At 66.7% G+C, this 12989-nt stretch carries 17 protein-coding genes and 1 tRNA gene; 7 read left to right on the top strand and 11 right to left on the bottom strand.

Annotated elements, in window-relative coordinates; all coding sequences use genetic code 11:
* Positions 1-365 precede the first annotated feature (365 nt).
* The 4 genes from QM597_RS07810 to QM597_RS07795 all read left to right on the top strand — a co-directional run bounded on the left by QM597_RS07810 (position 366) and on the right by QM597_RS07795 (position 4512).
* Positions 366-1169 carry a DUF2637 domain-containing protein gene (locus QM597_RS07810; protein WP_415004310.1) on the top strand — a complete coding sequence of 268 codons (804 nt, stop codon included), beginning with the start codon at positions 366-368 and terminating at the stop codon, positions 1167-1169.
* 121 nt (positions 1170-1290) lie between these two features.
* Positions 1291-3135 (top strand): LPXTG cell wall anchor domain-containing protein, encoded by a 1845-nt coding sequence (locus QM597_RS07805; RefSeq protein ID WP_415004309.1) that lies wholly within the window; start codon positions 1291-1293, stop codon positions 3133-3135.
* Positions 3136-3225: 90 nt separating this feature from the next.
* Complete coding sequence (locus QM597_RS07800) at positions 3226-3594, top strand: hypothetical protein (protein ID WP_415004308.1); 369 nt, start codon at positions 3226-3228, stop codon at positions 3592-3594.
* Between the two features lie 96 nt (positions 3595-3690).
* A complete protein-coding gene (locus tag QM597_RS07795) occupies positions 3691-4512 on the top strand; it encodes a hypothetical protein (RefSeq protein WP_415004307.1) in 822 nt (273 codons plus the stop codon).
* 99 nt (positions 4513-4611) lie between these two features.
* Here the strand turns inward: QM597_RS07795 and QM597_RS07790 are convergent, their stop codons facing one another.
* From QM597_RS07790 to QM597_RS07780, 3 genes are all read right to left on the bottom strand, one after another.
* On the bottom strand, positions 4612-4911 hold the full coding sequence (locus tag QM597_RS07790; protein ID WP_415004306.1) for a helix-turn-helix domain-containing protein: 300 nt from the start codon (positions 4909-4911) through the stop codon (positions 4612-4614).
* 163 nt (positions 4912-5074) lie between these two features.
* On the bottom strand, positions 5075-5446 hold the full coding sequence (locus QM597_RS07785) for a hypothetical protein (RefSeq protein WP_415004305.1): 372 nt from the start codon (positions 5444-5446) through the stop codon (positions 5075-5077).
* On the bottom strand, positions 5443-5712 hold the full coding sequence (locus tag QM597_RS07780) for a hypothetical protein (protein WP_415004304.1): 270 nt from the start codon (positions 5710-5712) through the stop codon (positions 5443-5445). The genes QM597_RS07785 and QM597_RS07780 overlap by 4 nt, the downstream gene beginning before the upstream one ends.
* Before the next feature lie 10 nt (positions 5713-5722).
* Here QM597_RS07780 and QM597_RS07775 point away from each other — a divergent pair, with 10 nt between their 5' ends.
* Positions 5723-5944, top strand: coding sequence for a hypothetical protein (locus tag QM597_RS07775; protein WP_415004303.1), 222 nt, complete (start codon positions 5723-5725; stop codon positions 5942-5944).
* A gap of 160 nt (positions 5945-6104) precedes the next feature.
* Here the strand turns inward: QM597_RS07775 and QM597_RS07770 are convergent, their stop codons facing one another.
* The 5 genes from QM597_RS07770 to QM597_RS07750 all read right to left on the bottom strand — a co-directional run bounded on the left by QM597_RS07770 (position 6105) and on the right by QM597_RS07750 (position 8524).
* On the bottom strand, positions 6105-6425 hold the full coding sequence (locus QM597_RS07770; RefSeq protein WP_415004302.1) for a helix-turn-helix domain-containing protein: 321 nt from the start codon (positions 6423-6425) through the stop codon (positions 6105-6107).
* A 1-nt stretch (position 6426) separates the two neighbouring features.
* A complete protein-coding gene (locus tag QM597_RS07765; RefSeq protein WP_415004301.1) occupies positions 6427-6792 on the bottom strand; it encodes a type II toxin-antitoxin system RelE/ParE family toxin in 366 nt (121 codons plus the stop codon).
* 61 nt (positions 6793-6853) lie between these two features.
* Positions 6854-7660, bottom strand: coding sequence for a tyrosine-type recombinase/integrase (locus QM597_RS07760; protein WP_415004300.1), 807 nt, complete (start codon positions 7658-7660; stop codon positions 6854-6856).
* Between the two features lie 361 nt (positions 7661-8021).
* Positions 8022-8261, bottom strand: a complete 240-nt coding sequence (locus QM597_RS07755) for a type II toxin-antitoxin system Phd/YefM family antitoxin (protein ID WP_415004299.1) — start codon at positions 8259-8261, stop codon at positions 8022-8024.
* 2 nt (positions 8262-8263) lie between these two features.
* Complete coding sequence (locus QM597_RS07750; protein ID WP_415004298.1) at positions 8264-8524, bottom strand: type II toxin-antitoxin system RelE family toxin; 261 nt, start codon at positions 8522-8524, stop codon at positions 8264-8266.
* Between the two features lie 474 nt (positions 8525-8998).
* Here QM597_RS07750 and QM597_RS07745 point away from each other — a divergent pair.
* Positions 8999-9072: transfer RNA gene (locus QM597_RS07745), tRNA-Met, on the top strand.
* Positions 9073-9209: 137 nt separating this feature from the next.
* Entirely contained in the window at positions 9210-9644 is a 435-nt protein-coding gene (locus QM597_RS07740; RefSeq protein ID WP_415004297.1) for an HAD family acid phosphatase, read from the top strand.
* A gap of 55 nt (positions 9645-9699) precedes the next feature.
* Here QM597_RS07740 and msrB read toward each other — a convergent pair whose 3' ends face one another.
* The 3 genes from msrB to QM597_RS07725 all read right to left on the bottom strand — a co-directional run bounded on the left by msrB (position 9700) and on the right by QM597_RS07725 (position 12887).
* Complete coding sequence (gene msrB, locus QM597_RS07735) at positions 9700-10110, bottom strand: peptide-methionine (R)-S-oxide reductase MsrB (protein ID WP_415004296.1); 411 nt, start codon at positions 10108-10110, stop codon at positions 9700-9702.
* Between the two features lie 145 nt (positions 10111-10255).
* Complete coding sequence (locus QM597_RS07730; protein WP_415004295.1) at positions 10256-11020, bottom strand: sirohydrochlorin chelatase; 765 nt, start codon at positions 11018-11020, stop codon at positions 10256-10258.
* Positions 11021-11207: 187 nt separating this feature from the next.
* Positions 11208-12887 carry a nitrite/sulfite reductase gene (locus QM597_RS07725; protein ID WP_415004294.1) on the bottom strand — a complete coding sequence of 560 codons (1680 nt, stop codon included), beginning with the start codon at positions 12885-12887 and terminating at the stop codon, positions 11208-11210.
* Positions 12888-12989: the final 102 nt, after the last annotated feature.

The following is a 12989-nucleotide window of genomic DNA, read 5'->3' as shown; positions in this document are numbered from 1 at the left end:
TGAGCGGTGAGCGCTCAAGGGGTGAGCGCTCAGGTGGGCGGTGAGCGGTGAGCGCTCAAGGGGTGAGCGGTGAGCGGTGAGCGGTGAGCGGTGAGCGCTCAAGGGGTGAGCGGTGAGCGGTGAGCGCTCAAGGGGTGAGCGGTGAGCGGTGAGCGCTCAAGGGGTGAGCGCTCAGGTGGGTGGTGAGCGTGAGCGCTCAAGGGGTGAGCGGTGAGCGTGAGCGCTCAAGGGGTGAGCGGTGAGCGTGAGCGCTCAAGGGGTGAGCGGTGAGCGGTGAGCGGTGAGCGGTGAGCGCTCAAGGGGTGTGGGTGTGGTGCTCACTGTCCACTCATGGGCGATCACCCTCGACCTGGAAGGCGACCTCGATGAGCATCCCGACGAACGATCACCGTGCGCATGAGCGTGTGAGCGGCCCCCTGGTGTGGGCGCTCATGGTGGGCGTCACGATCTTGGCGGCCGGAGCGTTCACGCTGTCGTTCGACGCGCTGCGCACGCTCGCTATCGCGGCGGGCTTGCGTGAGCGGTTGGCGTGGCTGTGGCCGGTGATCGTTGATGGATTCATCGTCGTGGCCACGGTCGCGGCTGTGGTCCTGCGGGGTCGTGGTCGCGCATCGTGGTACCCCTGGCTGGCTCTGGCCGCTGCCGCGACGGTGAGCATCGCCGGTAACGCGCTGCACGCTCGAACCACCGCCGATCTCACCGTGCTCACGACGACGACCGCCTGCATCGTGAGCGCGGTGCCGGCGGTGGCGCTGCTGCTCGCCTCGCACCTGCTCGTCATCGTCATGGAGGCCCGGTCGGCCTCCGCTGTTACGCGAACCCCCACCACCCTCACAACTCCGCCTGTGCCAGACACCCCCCATTCCCCCCGCCTGGCCCCACCCTCCTCACCGTCTGCGTCCGCAGCGGAGGTTGTGGCGGCCACGCCCGCAGTGAGCGTGCCGCCAGGCACGGGACCCGCACCCCCCGCACCCCCCGCACCCGCGCCGGCGGGCGGCGAGGTCGCCGAGCAGATTGCCTGGATTCGCCACCGGATCGACGCTGGTCACCAGGTCACTGGTGGTGAGGTCGCGGCCCGCTTCGGCCTCAGCGCCGCCACCGGTCGCCGCCGGATCACGCAAGCCCGCGACCTCCCCGGCGGCCTCACCACCAGCTACCGGCCGGCGTGATCTACGCCACATCTTGCCTATCGGGGGTGCGAGGGTGCCGTTTTGTGGCGTCGGGTGTCCACCAGTGGTGTGAGAGCGGGCCGCGTCCGGTGGCCCGACCGAATCAAGGGAGAACCCTGTGATGTTGAATCCTGACCCCCGTGCGGGGCGTGGTGGTCGGCGGCCTGTGGTGTCGCGGCTGCTGGTGGTGCTGGCTTTCGTGGCGAGCGTGCTGAGTGTGCAGATGTCGGTCTCGGCGGCGCAGGCTGAGGTGACGCGGGTCGCGGGCATCGCGCACGCGAACACGTATATGGGGATCGAGGATTTCCATGGGTCGTATGGCGTCTGCTCGGGCAATGGTCACGCGGTGCCGACGTACTTGACGCCGGCGACCGCTGTTTACGCGCCGAATAGTGCGTGGGCGTTGAACAATTACGCCACGGCGGGCGTGGACAATGTGACGGCTGCGGCTGTGGCGTACATCGTGAAGACCGATTCGGCGGTCCCGAACAACCACGAGAACAGCACCCCGGATGTGGGTGTGGGTGAGCGAGTGCAGCAGATCCTTGCTGAGGCTGCTGCGTGGGGTGGTGACCGGTCTATCCCGTTGACGGTGTCGGATGCTTCCAATGGCGGCGGGCTGCGGTGGACGCTGGACGGTGTGGGTGTGCAGGCTGCGGGCGGTTGGATGCCCGGCCGGTCGATGACCTTGACGATCGATGGGCCGGTGGTCTTTGATGCGACCGGGACGAACTCGATGACGGTCACGTCCGGTAGTAGTGCGCAGTCTTTCGCGCTCACCTCGACGGGCAACGGCCTGTTTACGGTGTCGGCGGCCGCCGAAGTGCCGTCGAACTATGTCGATAGCCATGCCGCTGAGGGTGCGGGTTACCAGATTGTGACCACGGTGCACGCCGGTAACGACCAGCTCAACGGTGCTACCGACCCGCAGATGGCAGTGCACGATTTCGCTATCGACATCAGTACGCAGGTCGAGCAGGTTGTGCTCGATGCTGACAGCGGCGCCGCCGCGCTCGTCGACGGCTTGTCGTTCTCGGCCGCCGAAGGCGATGAATGGATCGAGGTTGACATTGACGGTGTGTTGACGCCGGTGCCGGTGTTGTTTGAGGCGGACGTCTACGGCCCCTACCTTGAGGAGTCCGCTCCTGAGGCGGACGTGCCGGTCGATGATGAGGTTGCGTGCCGGATGGAGTATTTGGCCGAGAACGGGCCGGAGGAGGGCGTGCGGATCACGTCCGATGACTGTGGCGATCTGGTCGGTGGTATTTACACGATCCATTGGAAGGTCGTCAAGGCCAACCAGGGCGACTACGCGCAGTACATCCGTGATGATGCGTCTGATGGGTGGTTCACGCTCGGCGAGACGGTGGTGAAGAAGTATCAGTGGACGCACTTCAGCATGGCGCGGGAGTGGAACGTCGATGCGGACGGCCGTCATATGGACACCTACACCATCGGCGGGTTCCCCGAGAACCACGGCGACTGGGAAGGCGGCGATTTTGAGGGCAGCGTCATCGGTCCGGACCGTGATGACGCGCTCATCACGGTCTACGACATGGGACCGAAGGACAAGTACAAGGGCACGAAGATCCCGACCGAGGTCCCGGCCGGGACTCCGGTCCACTGGTCCCAGGTCGTCCCGGCGAAGAACGGTGTCTACGAGATCGGCTATGACGACGAGAACCCGGTCACCGGATTCACCGAGGGCCACTGCTACGTCGGCGTCTACTCCTTCGACGGTGATGATCGCGTGGAAGCCGGCACCAGCAGCTTCGCTGACGTGAAGCAGCGGTTCTGCGTCTCCGGTGGCGTATTGACGCCAGTGACGTCGCCTGCCGCCGCGTCGGGCGGGGGTTTGCCCAGCACCGGCGCGCCGGTGAGCCTGCTCGCGGTCCTCGCCGCGGGCGTGGCCGCCGGTGGCGGTGTGATCGTGCTGCGGCGCTTCCGTCACGGCATGACGGCCTGATCGACCGCAGTACCAACAAGGGGGGTGGGCGGCCGGTCGGCTGTCCACCCCCCTTTCCCCTCCCACTTGGACACCTGAAAGGCAAGATCTATGACTCGTCTCCGACTCCTGCTCGTGTGCGGCGTGCTGCTCATCGCCGCAGGCATCACCACAGCAGCACTCACCTTGTCGGCTGGTGATCAGCCCCAGCGCGACACGACGGTTGTGACGGCTTCCGACGTCGATGCTGCGCTCGCCGATCTCGATACGGCTATCGGCCAGGCCGCGGACCACCTCGTTGCCGTCGCCGCCGCGGCCAGCTCGACCGAGACGGGTGAGTTGGAGGCCGCGCTGCGCGCGGCGACCGAACTCGCCTCGACCGCTGCTGGCGCGCCGGCCGCCGAACGTGCGGGGCTGCTCGACGACATCAGGGCCACCACCGTAACGCTGACCGACCTCCTCGAAGCAGCCGAGCGGTGAGCGACCTCGCCCCGGCCCGCACAGGTGCCGCTCAATCTTGTCGGTGCCGCCCCCTACGATCCGACACACTGACCCGATCATCAGCAGGAGCACAGGATGAAGCCGACCAAGAAGCAAACCCTCACTACCGCGGTCGTGGCCGCAGTGGTGCTGATCGGCGGTGGCGGAGCCTATGCCGCCACCCGTACCGGCGAGGACCAGCCCACACGGCAGGCCGAGGCGATAGCCGAGGACGTCGACCTGACCGCGTTCGAGACGGCCAAGACCGACCTGACCGCCCGTGTCTCCGAAGCCCAGGCACTCCTGGACTCCACCCGCGACCAAGTGGCCGACCCCGCAGCCTGGACCGACCTCGAAGCCCACCTCGCCGCTGCGAACACGCTCCTTCAGACCCCGGCCCCCACCCGGCAGGCTGCCGTCGATGACGTCACGTCCGCGCTCCGCGCCGCGCTCGACGCCTTCGCAGGTAAGACTGCGGCGGTCCAGGCCAGCCACGACACTTACACCGCCCAGGCCGCCGCCCAAGCCACCGGCAGTGGTGGCCAGGCGACGTCAGGGGCCGGGAGCGGGCAGAAGAAGACCAGCAGCACAGGCGGCACTAAGAGCACCACCGGAACCAGTGGCGGTAGCGCCACCGGCGGTGGAGGAAACAGTGGCGGCTCCGGCGGCGGAGGTACGTCCGGCAGCGGGTCATCATCGTCTGGCGGTGGAGACCCGCAACCCGCACCATTCACGGTTGCGCAAGCAATGGCCCGTGCCGGGGTGGGGCAGACGAACTTCAACTTTGTCTGTCGCAGCGTCACTGCGGACGGTGGCTACGCATGGGAGAAGCTGACCAGCTACTACGGCACGGTCAACGAGTACCACTTCACCCAGGTCAGCAGCAGCCTGGTCCGCGTGGACATGCACTACTGCTGACCGCCCGCAACCTACGAGTGCCCCCAACCCGGAACCGGGTTGGGGGCACTCGCACGTATGGCTGGCCGTCCTTGTTCGGGTGCGGCTGATATAGCGCGTTCAGGCTGCTGCGATCTGGACGTGCAGGCTCCCGCCGACCGCGTGGGCGACTTTCGCGAGCGTGGGCACCGTGGGGACGCTGCCGCCGCCTTCGAGGGCGGAGATGTAGGACTGGGTGACGCCCATCGCCTCGGCGAGCTGTGCCTGGGTCATGCCCGCGGCGGTTCGAGCGTCGTAGATGGCTTGGGCGAGGTCGAGGGCGAGGTCGGACTCGATGGAAGCGCGGTCGAACTCGGCTCGCTCCTCGGGGGTCATCGCGGCGAGCCGCTTCTCGTGGTACTCGGTGGCGGTGATGTTCATATCTGGCTCCTTGCTGCTCATCGCCTCGGCCGGGGGATCGGGACACCGGCCCGCTTGAGTTGATTGAGAACTGCGGCGGGGACTTGCTTGTGGCCGTCGGGGCGTTTGGGATGCTCGCGCGGGACCGTGACGACGTCTCGTGGTGTACGGCGAAGAAGGTGAGTTATCCCGCGAGGAGTTGTGCGACGCGCTGGTGGGACACTCCGACGAGCCTGGCGGCGTCTCGCACTGAAACGTGCTGTCCGGCGAGGTGTCGGGCGACCTTGGTCTGAGTTGCCTCGTAGGCGGCGCGTGCCGATGCGGCAGCGGCCGCCGAAGCCTCCCATTCCCGCACCGCGTTCTCGATGTCGGTGGGCAGCGCGTAGTCCACGGTGAAGTCGTCTTCGGTGGTATCGGTGAGGCCGACGATGAGGTCGCGGACTTCGACGTCGAGTTTGGCCAGGGTGCGGGCCTCTGTCGCGCCGCCGCGTAGTCCGTCGACGACGGCGACCCAGTAGCCGTCCTCGCGGGTGACTGTGACTTTGTAGGTCTTCACTTGTCCATCCATCCTTCCCCGAAGATCGGTTCGAGTGCTTCCTCTGTTGACCGGGTGACCTTCCATGACATGTCCCCGACGTGAATGGTCACCTCGACCGTGACAGTCTCAGGGGCAACATTGAGCCACATCGCCGCGACGCCTTGTGCTTCATGGGAGAGCTCGGCAAGGCTGCGGGCTTGCCCGCCCGTGCCGAGTTCGGGGATGTCGAACACCCACCAGCGGCCATCGCGGCGAACTTCGACGGAGTAAGTCTGTGCTGTCATATCTGGCTCCTTGCTGCTCATCGCCGCCGACATCCTGTCCCCGGCACAGACCACCGAGATGACCCCCTGCAGGGCCAGCCTGAATCCCGCCCAGATCGGCCGAGACATCGCCGAACTCCAAACCATCCTCACTCGGCCCGCCGCCGACAAGACCGAACAGATCTACCTCGCCAGCATCCCCACCCTGCTACCCGACATCCGCAAAGGCATCCGAGTCAAAGCTGCCGGCTGACACCCCTCGTTCGCGGGCAAAACTTCGTGAGGCACGGTCAACCTTTCGCGGGCATATTGACATGAGGCACTACGGTGTCAATCACGCTAGACGGCATTTGGCCCAGGGGTGAAGCGGCATTTGTTGCTCAATCCCGCCTGTGCTGAGTTCGGATGCGGGGTCATCCGACGGTCAGGCTTTGGTCGCCGAAGTCCGCGACGACCCGTAGCCTTCCGCCCAACGCCTCGACGTACGCCCGCAGGGTGCCCAGTTCGGCCGCGTCCATCACGCCGCGCTCGATCTGCGACACCCGTGGCTGTGACACTCCCATGGCCGTGGCGACCTCGGCCTGGGAGACACGCTGCGCCTTGCGAACCTCGGCTAGCCGATGCGCACGGACCTCGGCCAGCATGTCATCGCGCAGGCCTGCGATCTTGGCCTCGTCGACCTCTCGGACGGCGTGCCCGGCCGCACGGACCTCACGCCAACTCTTCGCTGCCATCTCACTCACCTTTCTCGATCCACCGTTCGTACCGCTTTTCTGCGACTGGGATGTTCTTCTCGTACCAGCCTGACCAGTTCCCGGCCTTGTCCCCTCCGACGAGGAGCACGGCGTGGCGTTCGGGGTCGAACACGAACAGGATGCGGACGCTGCTTCCGGAGGGTCGTAGCTCCTTCATGTTGTGGAGCGCCGCGCCTTTGATCCGGTCCACGAGCGGCCTCCCGAGGGTCGGCCCCTCGCTTTCCAGCACATCGATGGCGGCCTCGATAGTGTCGGCGAGGTCGCTGTCCTCGGCCGCGAGGGCGAGGAACCACTGCTCCACCTCGCTGAGCACCACCACCGACCACACCCCCAGATAATAACTCAAGACTTATATTCATGCAAGGTGGACGACTCCGAGATCATGGTGTCGCGTATGACGCGGGTTTTCATCTCGGGTGTGCGGCGGCTTCGGCGGCGGCCCAGAGGCGTTTGAGTGAGGTTTTGGAGTAGATCTGGGTGGTGGCGACGGTGGCGTGGCCGAGGAAGTCGCGGGCGGCCATGAGGTCGCCGGTGTCGTCGACGATGGCGGTGGCGGCGGCGTGTCGGAGGTTGTGGGCTGTCCATTTGGGTCCGAGGGCGTCGGACAGGAGTTTGGTGATGGTGCCGGGGGTGAGGTGGTCGCATCTGGGGTGCGGGGATGGGAAGGCCCACCCGTCGAGCGCGGAGAGCATGTCGTGGAGTTGGTCGGACGCTACGGGGATGAGGCGTTGTTTGCGGCCTTTGCCGTGGACGAGCAGTGCCCGCTGGTGTGGGTCGTAGTCGTCGGAGTGGACTCGTGCGATCTCGCCGGCGCGGAGTGCGTCTTTGGCGGCGAGGAGGGACATGAGTCGGATGCGGTCGTCTGGGTCTGTGCAGACGCGGTTGATGCTGGCGGCGTCTGCGGGTCGTGGGATGCCGTTGGGCATGGTGATGGCGGGCAGGGTCTCGCCGATCCAGGTCTCCATGAGGCCTTCGCCGTGGAGGTATTTGTAGAAGCCGCGCCATACGGTGCGGGCGGATTTCTTGCCGCAGGGTCCCCAGCCGTGGGAGCCGAGTTCGGCGAGTAGGTCGGCTCGTGTGACGTCGAGTGGGTTCGGGTGTGCTCGGGCGAGTGCGGCGAGGTAGTTGCGGTGTTGGCGGATGGTCCCGGCGGAGCGGTTGATTGTCGCTAGCTGTGTGGTGTAGGCGTCGACGAGGGATTGCCAGGAATGCACCTTGGAAACCTACTGCGCGGCCCACCTACGCATTGCGGCCAGTGTGTTGTCGAGGAGATGACCGATGCAGGTGGGACATGCCATCGGGCCGGTGTCGATGTCGCGCTGGGTCCGGTGCCTCGCAGTCGGCATTCCTGGTGATCGGCCCACCTACGCATTGCGGCCAGCCGTGCGCGGTAGTCTGTCAGCCATGTGACATTTCCACATGCTCCGCCGCCGGAAACGAAGGGTTGAGGCGCACGCTTCCCCGCGTCAGCGGGGATGGCCCTTGTGGCTCGCAGTGTAGTAATATTCCCCGCCTTTGCGGGGGTATGTGAGAAGCCCTTGAATCCGCCGAACGGGTGGGGCTGCTTTGTTGTGGTCAGGCGGTCGCTGCGGTTTCGCGGGCCTCGGCCCACGGTACGAAGTCGTGGGCTTCGTGGACGCTGAGGCGGTCCTCAAGGTCTTCGAGGCGTTCAAGGATCGCCTCGTGGGCCGCGATGGAAATCATCACGGCCACGGGGCGTCCGTGGCGCAACAGGTAGACCTCGTGCTCGGCGGCTTCGTCCACGAGGTCACCGAGCGTCGCGCGGGCTTCGCTGATGGGCACTAACCGGTCCATGCTCAGACCTCCTTGTAGATGGATTGACGGGTGCCGACGTGGGTCACTTCGACAATACGCACCGTGTCGTCAATTGCATAGACGACACGGTAGTTGCCGACACGCAGGCGGTAGGCGTCAAGCCCGGTCAACTTCTTGACCCCGACCGGTCGCGGCTCGACCGCGAGCGCGTCGATCTTCTCCTCGATCTTGGCGCGCTGTCGGGCGTCGATCAGCCGGAGAGCCTTCGCCGCCTTACGGGCGATCACGATGCCGTAAGCCATACCAAGAAGTATGCCTAAGTATTGTACAAAAGTCAATACAGTAGTTGAGTGTGTTTCCGGCGGCGTCAGGCAGGGAAAGTCTCCGGGGACGCTGCTTCTGGAGGGCGGTTCACCTACGCATTGCGGCCAGTGTGTTGTCGAGGAGATGACCGATGCAGGTGGGACATGCCATCGGGCCGGTGTCGATGTCGCGCTGGGTCCGGTGCCTCACTGGTTCCCAACCGCTGCGGCGGGCCTGCGCGCGAGTCCCGTGGAAGCCGGTCTCGCATTCCTGGCATTCCTGATGGTCGATCCGCATCACGATGCGGCCAGCCGTGCGCGGTAGTCTGTCAGCCATGTGACATTTCCACATGCTCCACCGCCGGAAACGAAGGGTTCTTGGTTCGAGTCCAAGTGGGGGAGCGACCGGCTCGGTTCCCTGGGGAGCCGAGCCGTTTCCGTTCCGGCCGCCGCCTCGCGGCCCCGTGCGGATGCGGGGAGGTAGCTCAGCCGGTCAGAGCAGGGGACTCATAATCCCTGGGTCGCGGGTTCGAGCCCCGCCCTCCCTACGTGAGGCCAAGTTGTGGAGTGCGGTGGGCAATGGAAGGTGGTACACAACGGTCCGTTGGCCCGCCGCGCGACACATGCAGGTCAGGAGCAGTCCGATGATCCATCGCATGGATCCGCCGTGCGGCACGATGGGGGCATGACCCGTGACGCCGTGATCTTCGATCTGGACGGGACGCTCGTCGACACCTCCGGCGTCGAGCACCTGATCCGGGGTGAGAACGCCGACTTCCCGGCCTTCCAGGCGGCGGCCGTGGCCTGCCCGCCGAGTCCGGCGATGGTCGAGATCGCCCGCGAGCAGGCGGCTGCGGGCCGGGCGGTCCTGATCGTGTCGTCGCGGGAGTTCGTATGGCTCGACCCGACGCTCGACTGGCTCGTGCGCCACGAGGTGCCGCGCGACGAGGTGTACCTGCGGATCGTCGGCGACTACCGGCGTGACGTGGAGGTCAAGCGCGACATCCTCGACGACATCGAGGCCGACGGCTACCGCGTGGTGGAGGCCTGGGACGACAAGGAGCGCGTCGTCACCATGTGGCGTGAGCAGGGCATCGAGGCCCACCACATCGGCTGCTGACGGTCCCGGTCGGAACTCGGAAGCCTCAAGCCAGCGGGCCTACTGGCGCAGCCCTTCAGGCGTCATCGGCCTGCGAAAACTTCAGCGCGATCCCGTTAATGCAGTAGCGCTGATCGGTCGGAGTGTCGAACCCCTCGCCCTCGAAGACGTGACCCAGATGCGAGCCGCAGGACGCGCACCGGACCTCGGTGCGCACCCGGCCCAGCGAGCGGTCCTCGATGTACTCGACCCGGTCCCCGGCCAGCGGGCTGTAGAAGGCCGGCCATCCGCACTGCGCATCGAATTTCGTCTCGCTGGCGAACAGTTCGGCTCCGCAGGCCCGGCAGGCGTAAACGCCGACGGTCGTGTCGGTCTCGTAGGGATGGCTGAACGGCTGCTCGGTGCCGCCACGACGCAGCACGTGATATTCCGCCGCGCTCAACTGCGCGCGCCACTGGTCGTCGGACTTCTCGACCTCGTACCCCATCAGAGTTCCTGCCCGTTGAACGGGACGTGCTCGATGGGGCCGACGGTGCGCTCGGCGAGATCGGCTGCGGGATACATGACACCAGCCTACGACCGGCCGGGGACGGGCTTCGACGCGAAACCCGCCCGGCCGGGCGTAGGAGGTCTCAGATTCCTGCGAAGAGGCTCTCGAAGGAGACCAGCGCGACCGCGCCGACCGCGTAGCGGGCCAGGATGATCGAGGCGATCTCGGCGTCCACGCCCAGCGGCTCGGCCACGGCCACGGCCCCGGCCTCCAGGGCGAGTTCCTTGACCCGGTCGGGCAACTGGCCCGGGGCGAGGAACAGCGTCCCGACCGCGATGTGCCGCCGTCCGTCCGAGCGATGTGCCCGCACTGCCTCGCCGGCCGCCGGCGGAACGCTCGACGCGAACGCCGCGATGGTCGGCAGCTTGTGATGGTTGCCCCACGCCCGTGCGGCCCGTGCGATGGCCGCATTCGCCACCGGATCGGTCGATCCGGCACCGGCGAGCACCAGCGCGTCCAGTTCGCGCACCCGGCGCGCCTTGAGCGCCTCACGCAGTCGTGTGTCGAGCACCTTGAACAGGGCACCCTCGATGCCGAGCACGTCGGTCGTCTGGATGCGCAGCCCCTGATGGCGTGCCTCGGCCGCCGCCACGACAGCCGGCACGTCGTACTTGGCGTGATACGCCTCGGTCAGCAGCAGCGGCACGACGACGATCTCCGAATGTCCCTCGGCCACCAGCCGGTCGACGACGGCCTCCAGGCTCGGATCGCAGTGGTCGAGGAAGGCCGGGGCCACGCGGAGGTCGGGACGCATGCACGCGACCATCTCCGTCAGGGCTGTGATGGTGCGGGCCGACCGCGGGTCGCGGCTGCCATGCGCCAGGGCAATGAGTGCGGGTGCGCTCATGGTGTCCTCCTTTCGTGATCCTCGGCCCCCGGTTGGGGCGCGATGTGGGTGGGGTGAAGTTGTCCGATGAAACCGAGCTTGAAGGCGCGCAGACAAGCGCGACACTCCCAGGCTCCGTGCGTCTCGCCGTGTGGTCGCAGGTCCTCGTCGGAGCAGTACGGGCAGTGGAACGGCACCGCGCGCAGGCTCATCGCAGAGCCTCCTCGTCGGCGCGGGCGACCCACTGGGCGAAGGTCTCGTCGTTTTCACGCTGGTCCAGATAACTGCGGGTCAGCCGTTCGACGTAATCGGCCAACTGCTCGCCCGTGACTTTGTGGGCGCGTAACTTGCGGCCGAAGCCGGCCTCCAGGCCGAGCGCGCCCCCGAGGTGGACCTGGAAGCCCTCGACCTGTTCGCCCTGGTCGTTGAGCACGAGCTGGCCCTTGAGGCCGATGTCGGCCACCTGGATACGGGCGCAGGAGTTGGGGCAGCCGTTGATATTGACCGTGATGGGCGCGTCGAGTTCTGGAACTCGCTGTTCCATCTCGCTAATGAGGTCCAGACCGCGCTGCTTGGTCTCGATGATCGCGAGCTTGCAGTACTCGATGCCCGTGCATGCCATGGTGTTGCGTCGCCATGCCGAGGGCCGCGCCTTGAGTCCGATCGCGTCCAGGTCGGCTACGGCAGACTCGACGTCTGTTTCGGCGATGTCGAGCAGGACGAGTTTCTGATGGGCGGTGGTTCGGATGCGGTCGCTGCCGTACTTCTCGGCGATGTCGGCGAGTCGGCCCAGGATCGTCCCCGAGACGCGACCGACGGCCGGCGCGAGTCCCAGGTAGAACTTGCCGTCCTTTTGGGGATGGACGCCGATGTGGTCGCCGGGGCGCTGGGGGAGAGCCGGTGCGGGGCCGTCGGTCAGCTTGCGGCCCAGGTATTCGTCCTCGAGCACCTGACGGAACTTCTCCACTCCCCAGTCGGCGATGAGGAACTTGATCCGGGCGCGGGTGCGCAGGCGGCGGTAGCCGTAGTCGCGGAACACCTTGCAGACACCGGCCCAGACCTCGGGAGCCTCGGCCGAGGACAGCCAGACGCCGAGCCGCTGCGCCAGCATCGGGTTCGTCGCGAGTCCGCCGCCCACCCACAGGTCCCAGCCGGGGCCGTGTTCGGGGTGTTCGACGCCCACGAGGGCGATGTCATTGATCTGTGGCACGGTGTCGTGATCGGGATTGCCGCTGATCGCGGTCTTGAACTTGCGGGGCAGGTTCGACAACTCCGGATCGCCGATGTAGGTCGACTCGATCTCCCGGATGACGTCGGTGCCGTCGATGATCTCGTTGGCCGCGATACCGGCGACGGGGGAACCCAAGATGATGCGGGGGCAGTCGCCGCAGGCCTCCTGGGTGTGCAGGCCGACTGCCTCCAGGCGACGCCAGATCTCTGGCATGTCTTCCACCCGGATCCAGTGCAACTGGACGTTCTGGCGGTCGGTCATGTCGGCAGTGTCGCGTCCGAACTCCGTCGAGATGCCGGCGATCGTGCGCAACTGCTCGACGTTGAGCTGGCCGCCGTCGATGCGCACCCGCAGCATGAAGTAGGAGTCCTCGAGATCCTCGGGTTCCAGCGTGGCGGTCTTGCCGCCGTCGATGCCGGGCTTGCGCTGGGTGTACAGGCCCCACCAGCGGAAGCGCCCGCGCAGGTCGGCCTTGTCGATGAAGTCGAAGCCACGGTGCGCGTAGACGTTTTCGATGCGGGCCCGGACGTTGAGCGGGTTGTCGTCCTTCTTGATTTGCTCGTTGGGGGTCAGCGGTTCTCGGTAGCCCAGCGCCCACTGACCCTCGCCGCGCTTCTGGCGCGGTCGTCGGGGGCGAGCGGTTTCGGTGGGGGCCATGTGGAGGATCCTCGGGGCGGAAGAGCGCACGATCTGGCCGGGTGAGGGCCGTCGCGCGCCCGTGTGGTGGAAGAGACGAAGGGGCGCGAGATCAGCGACACA

The sequence above is a fragment of the Aeromicrobium sp. genome (assembly GCF_047607065.1).
Lineage (GTDB): Bacteria > Actinomycetota > Actinomycetes > Propionibacteriales > Nocardioidaceae > Aeromicrobium.
This window is presented reverse-complemented; position numbering and strand designations above follow the sequence as displayed.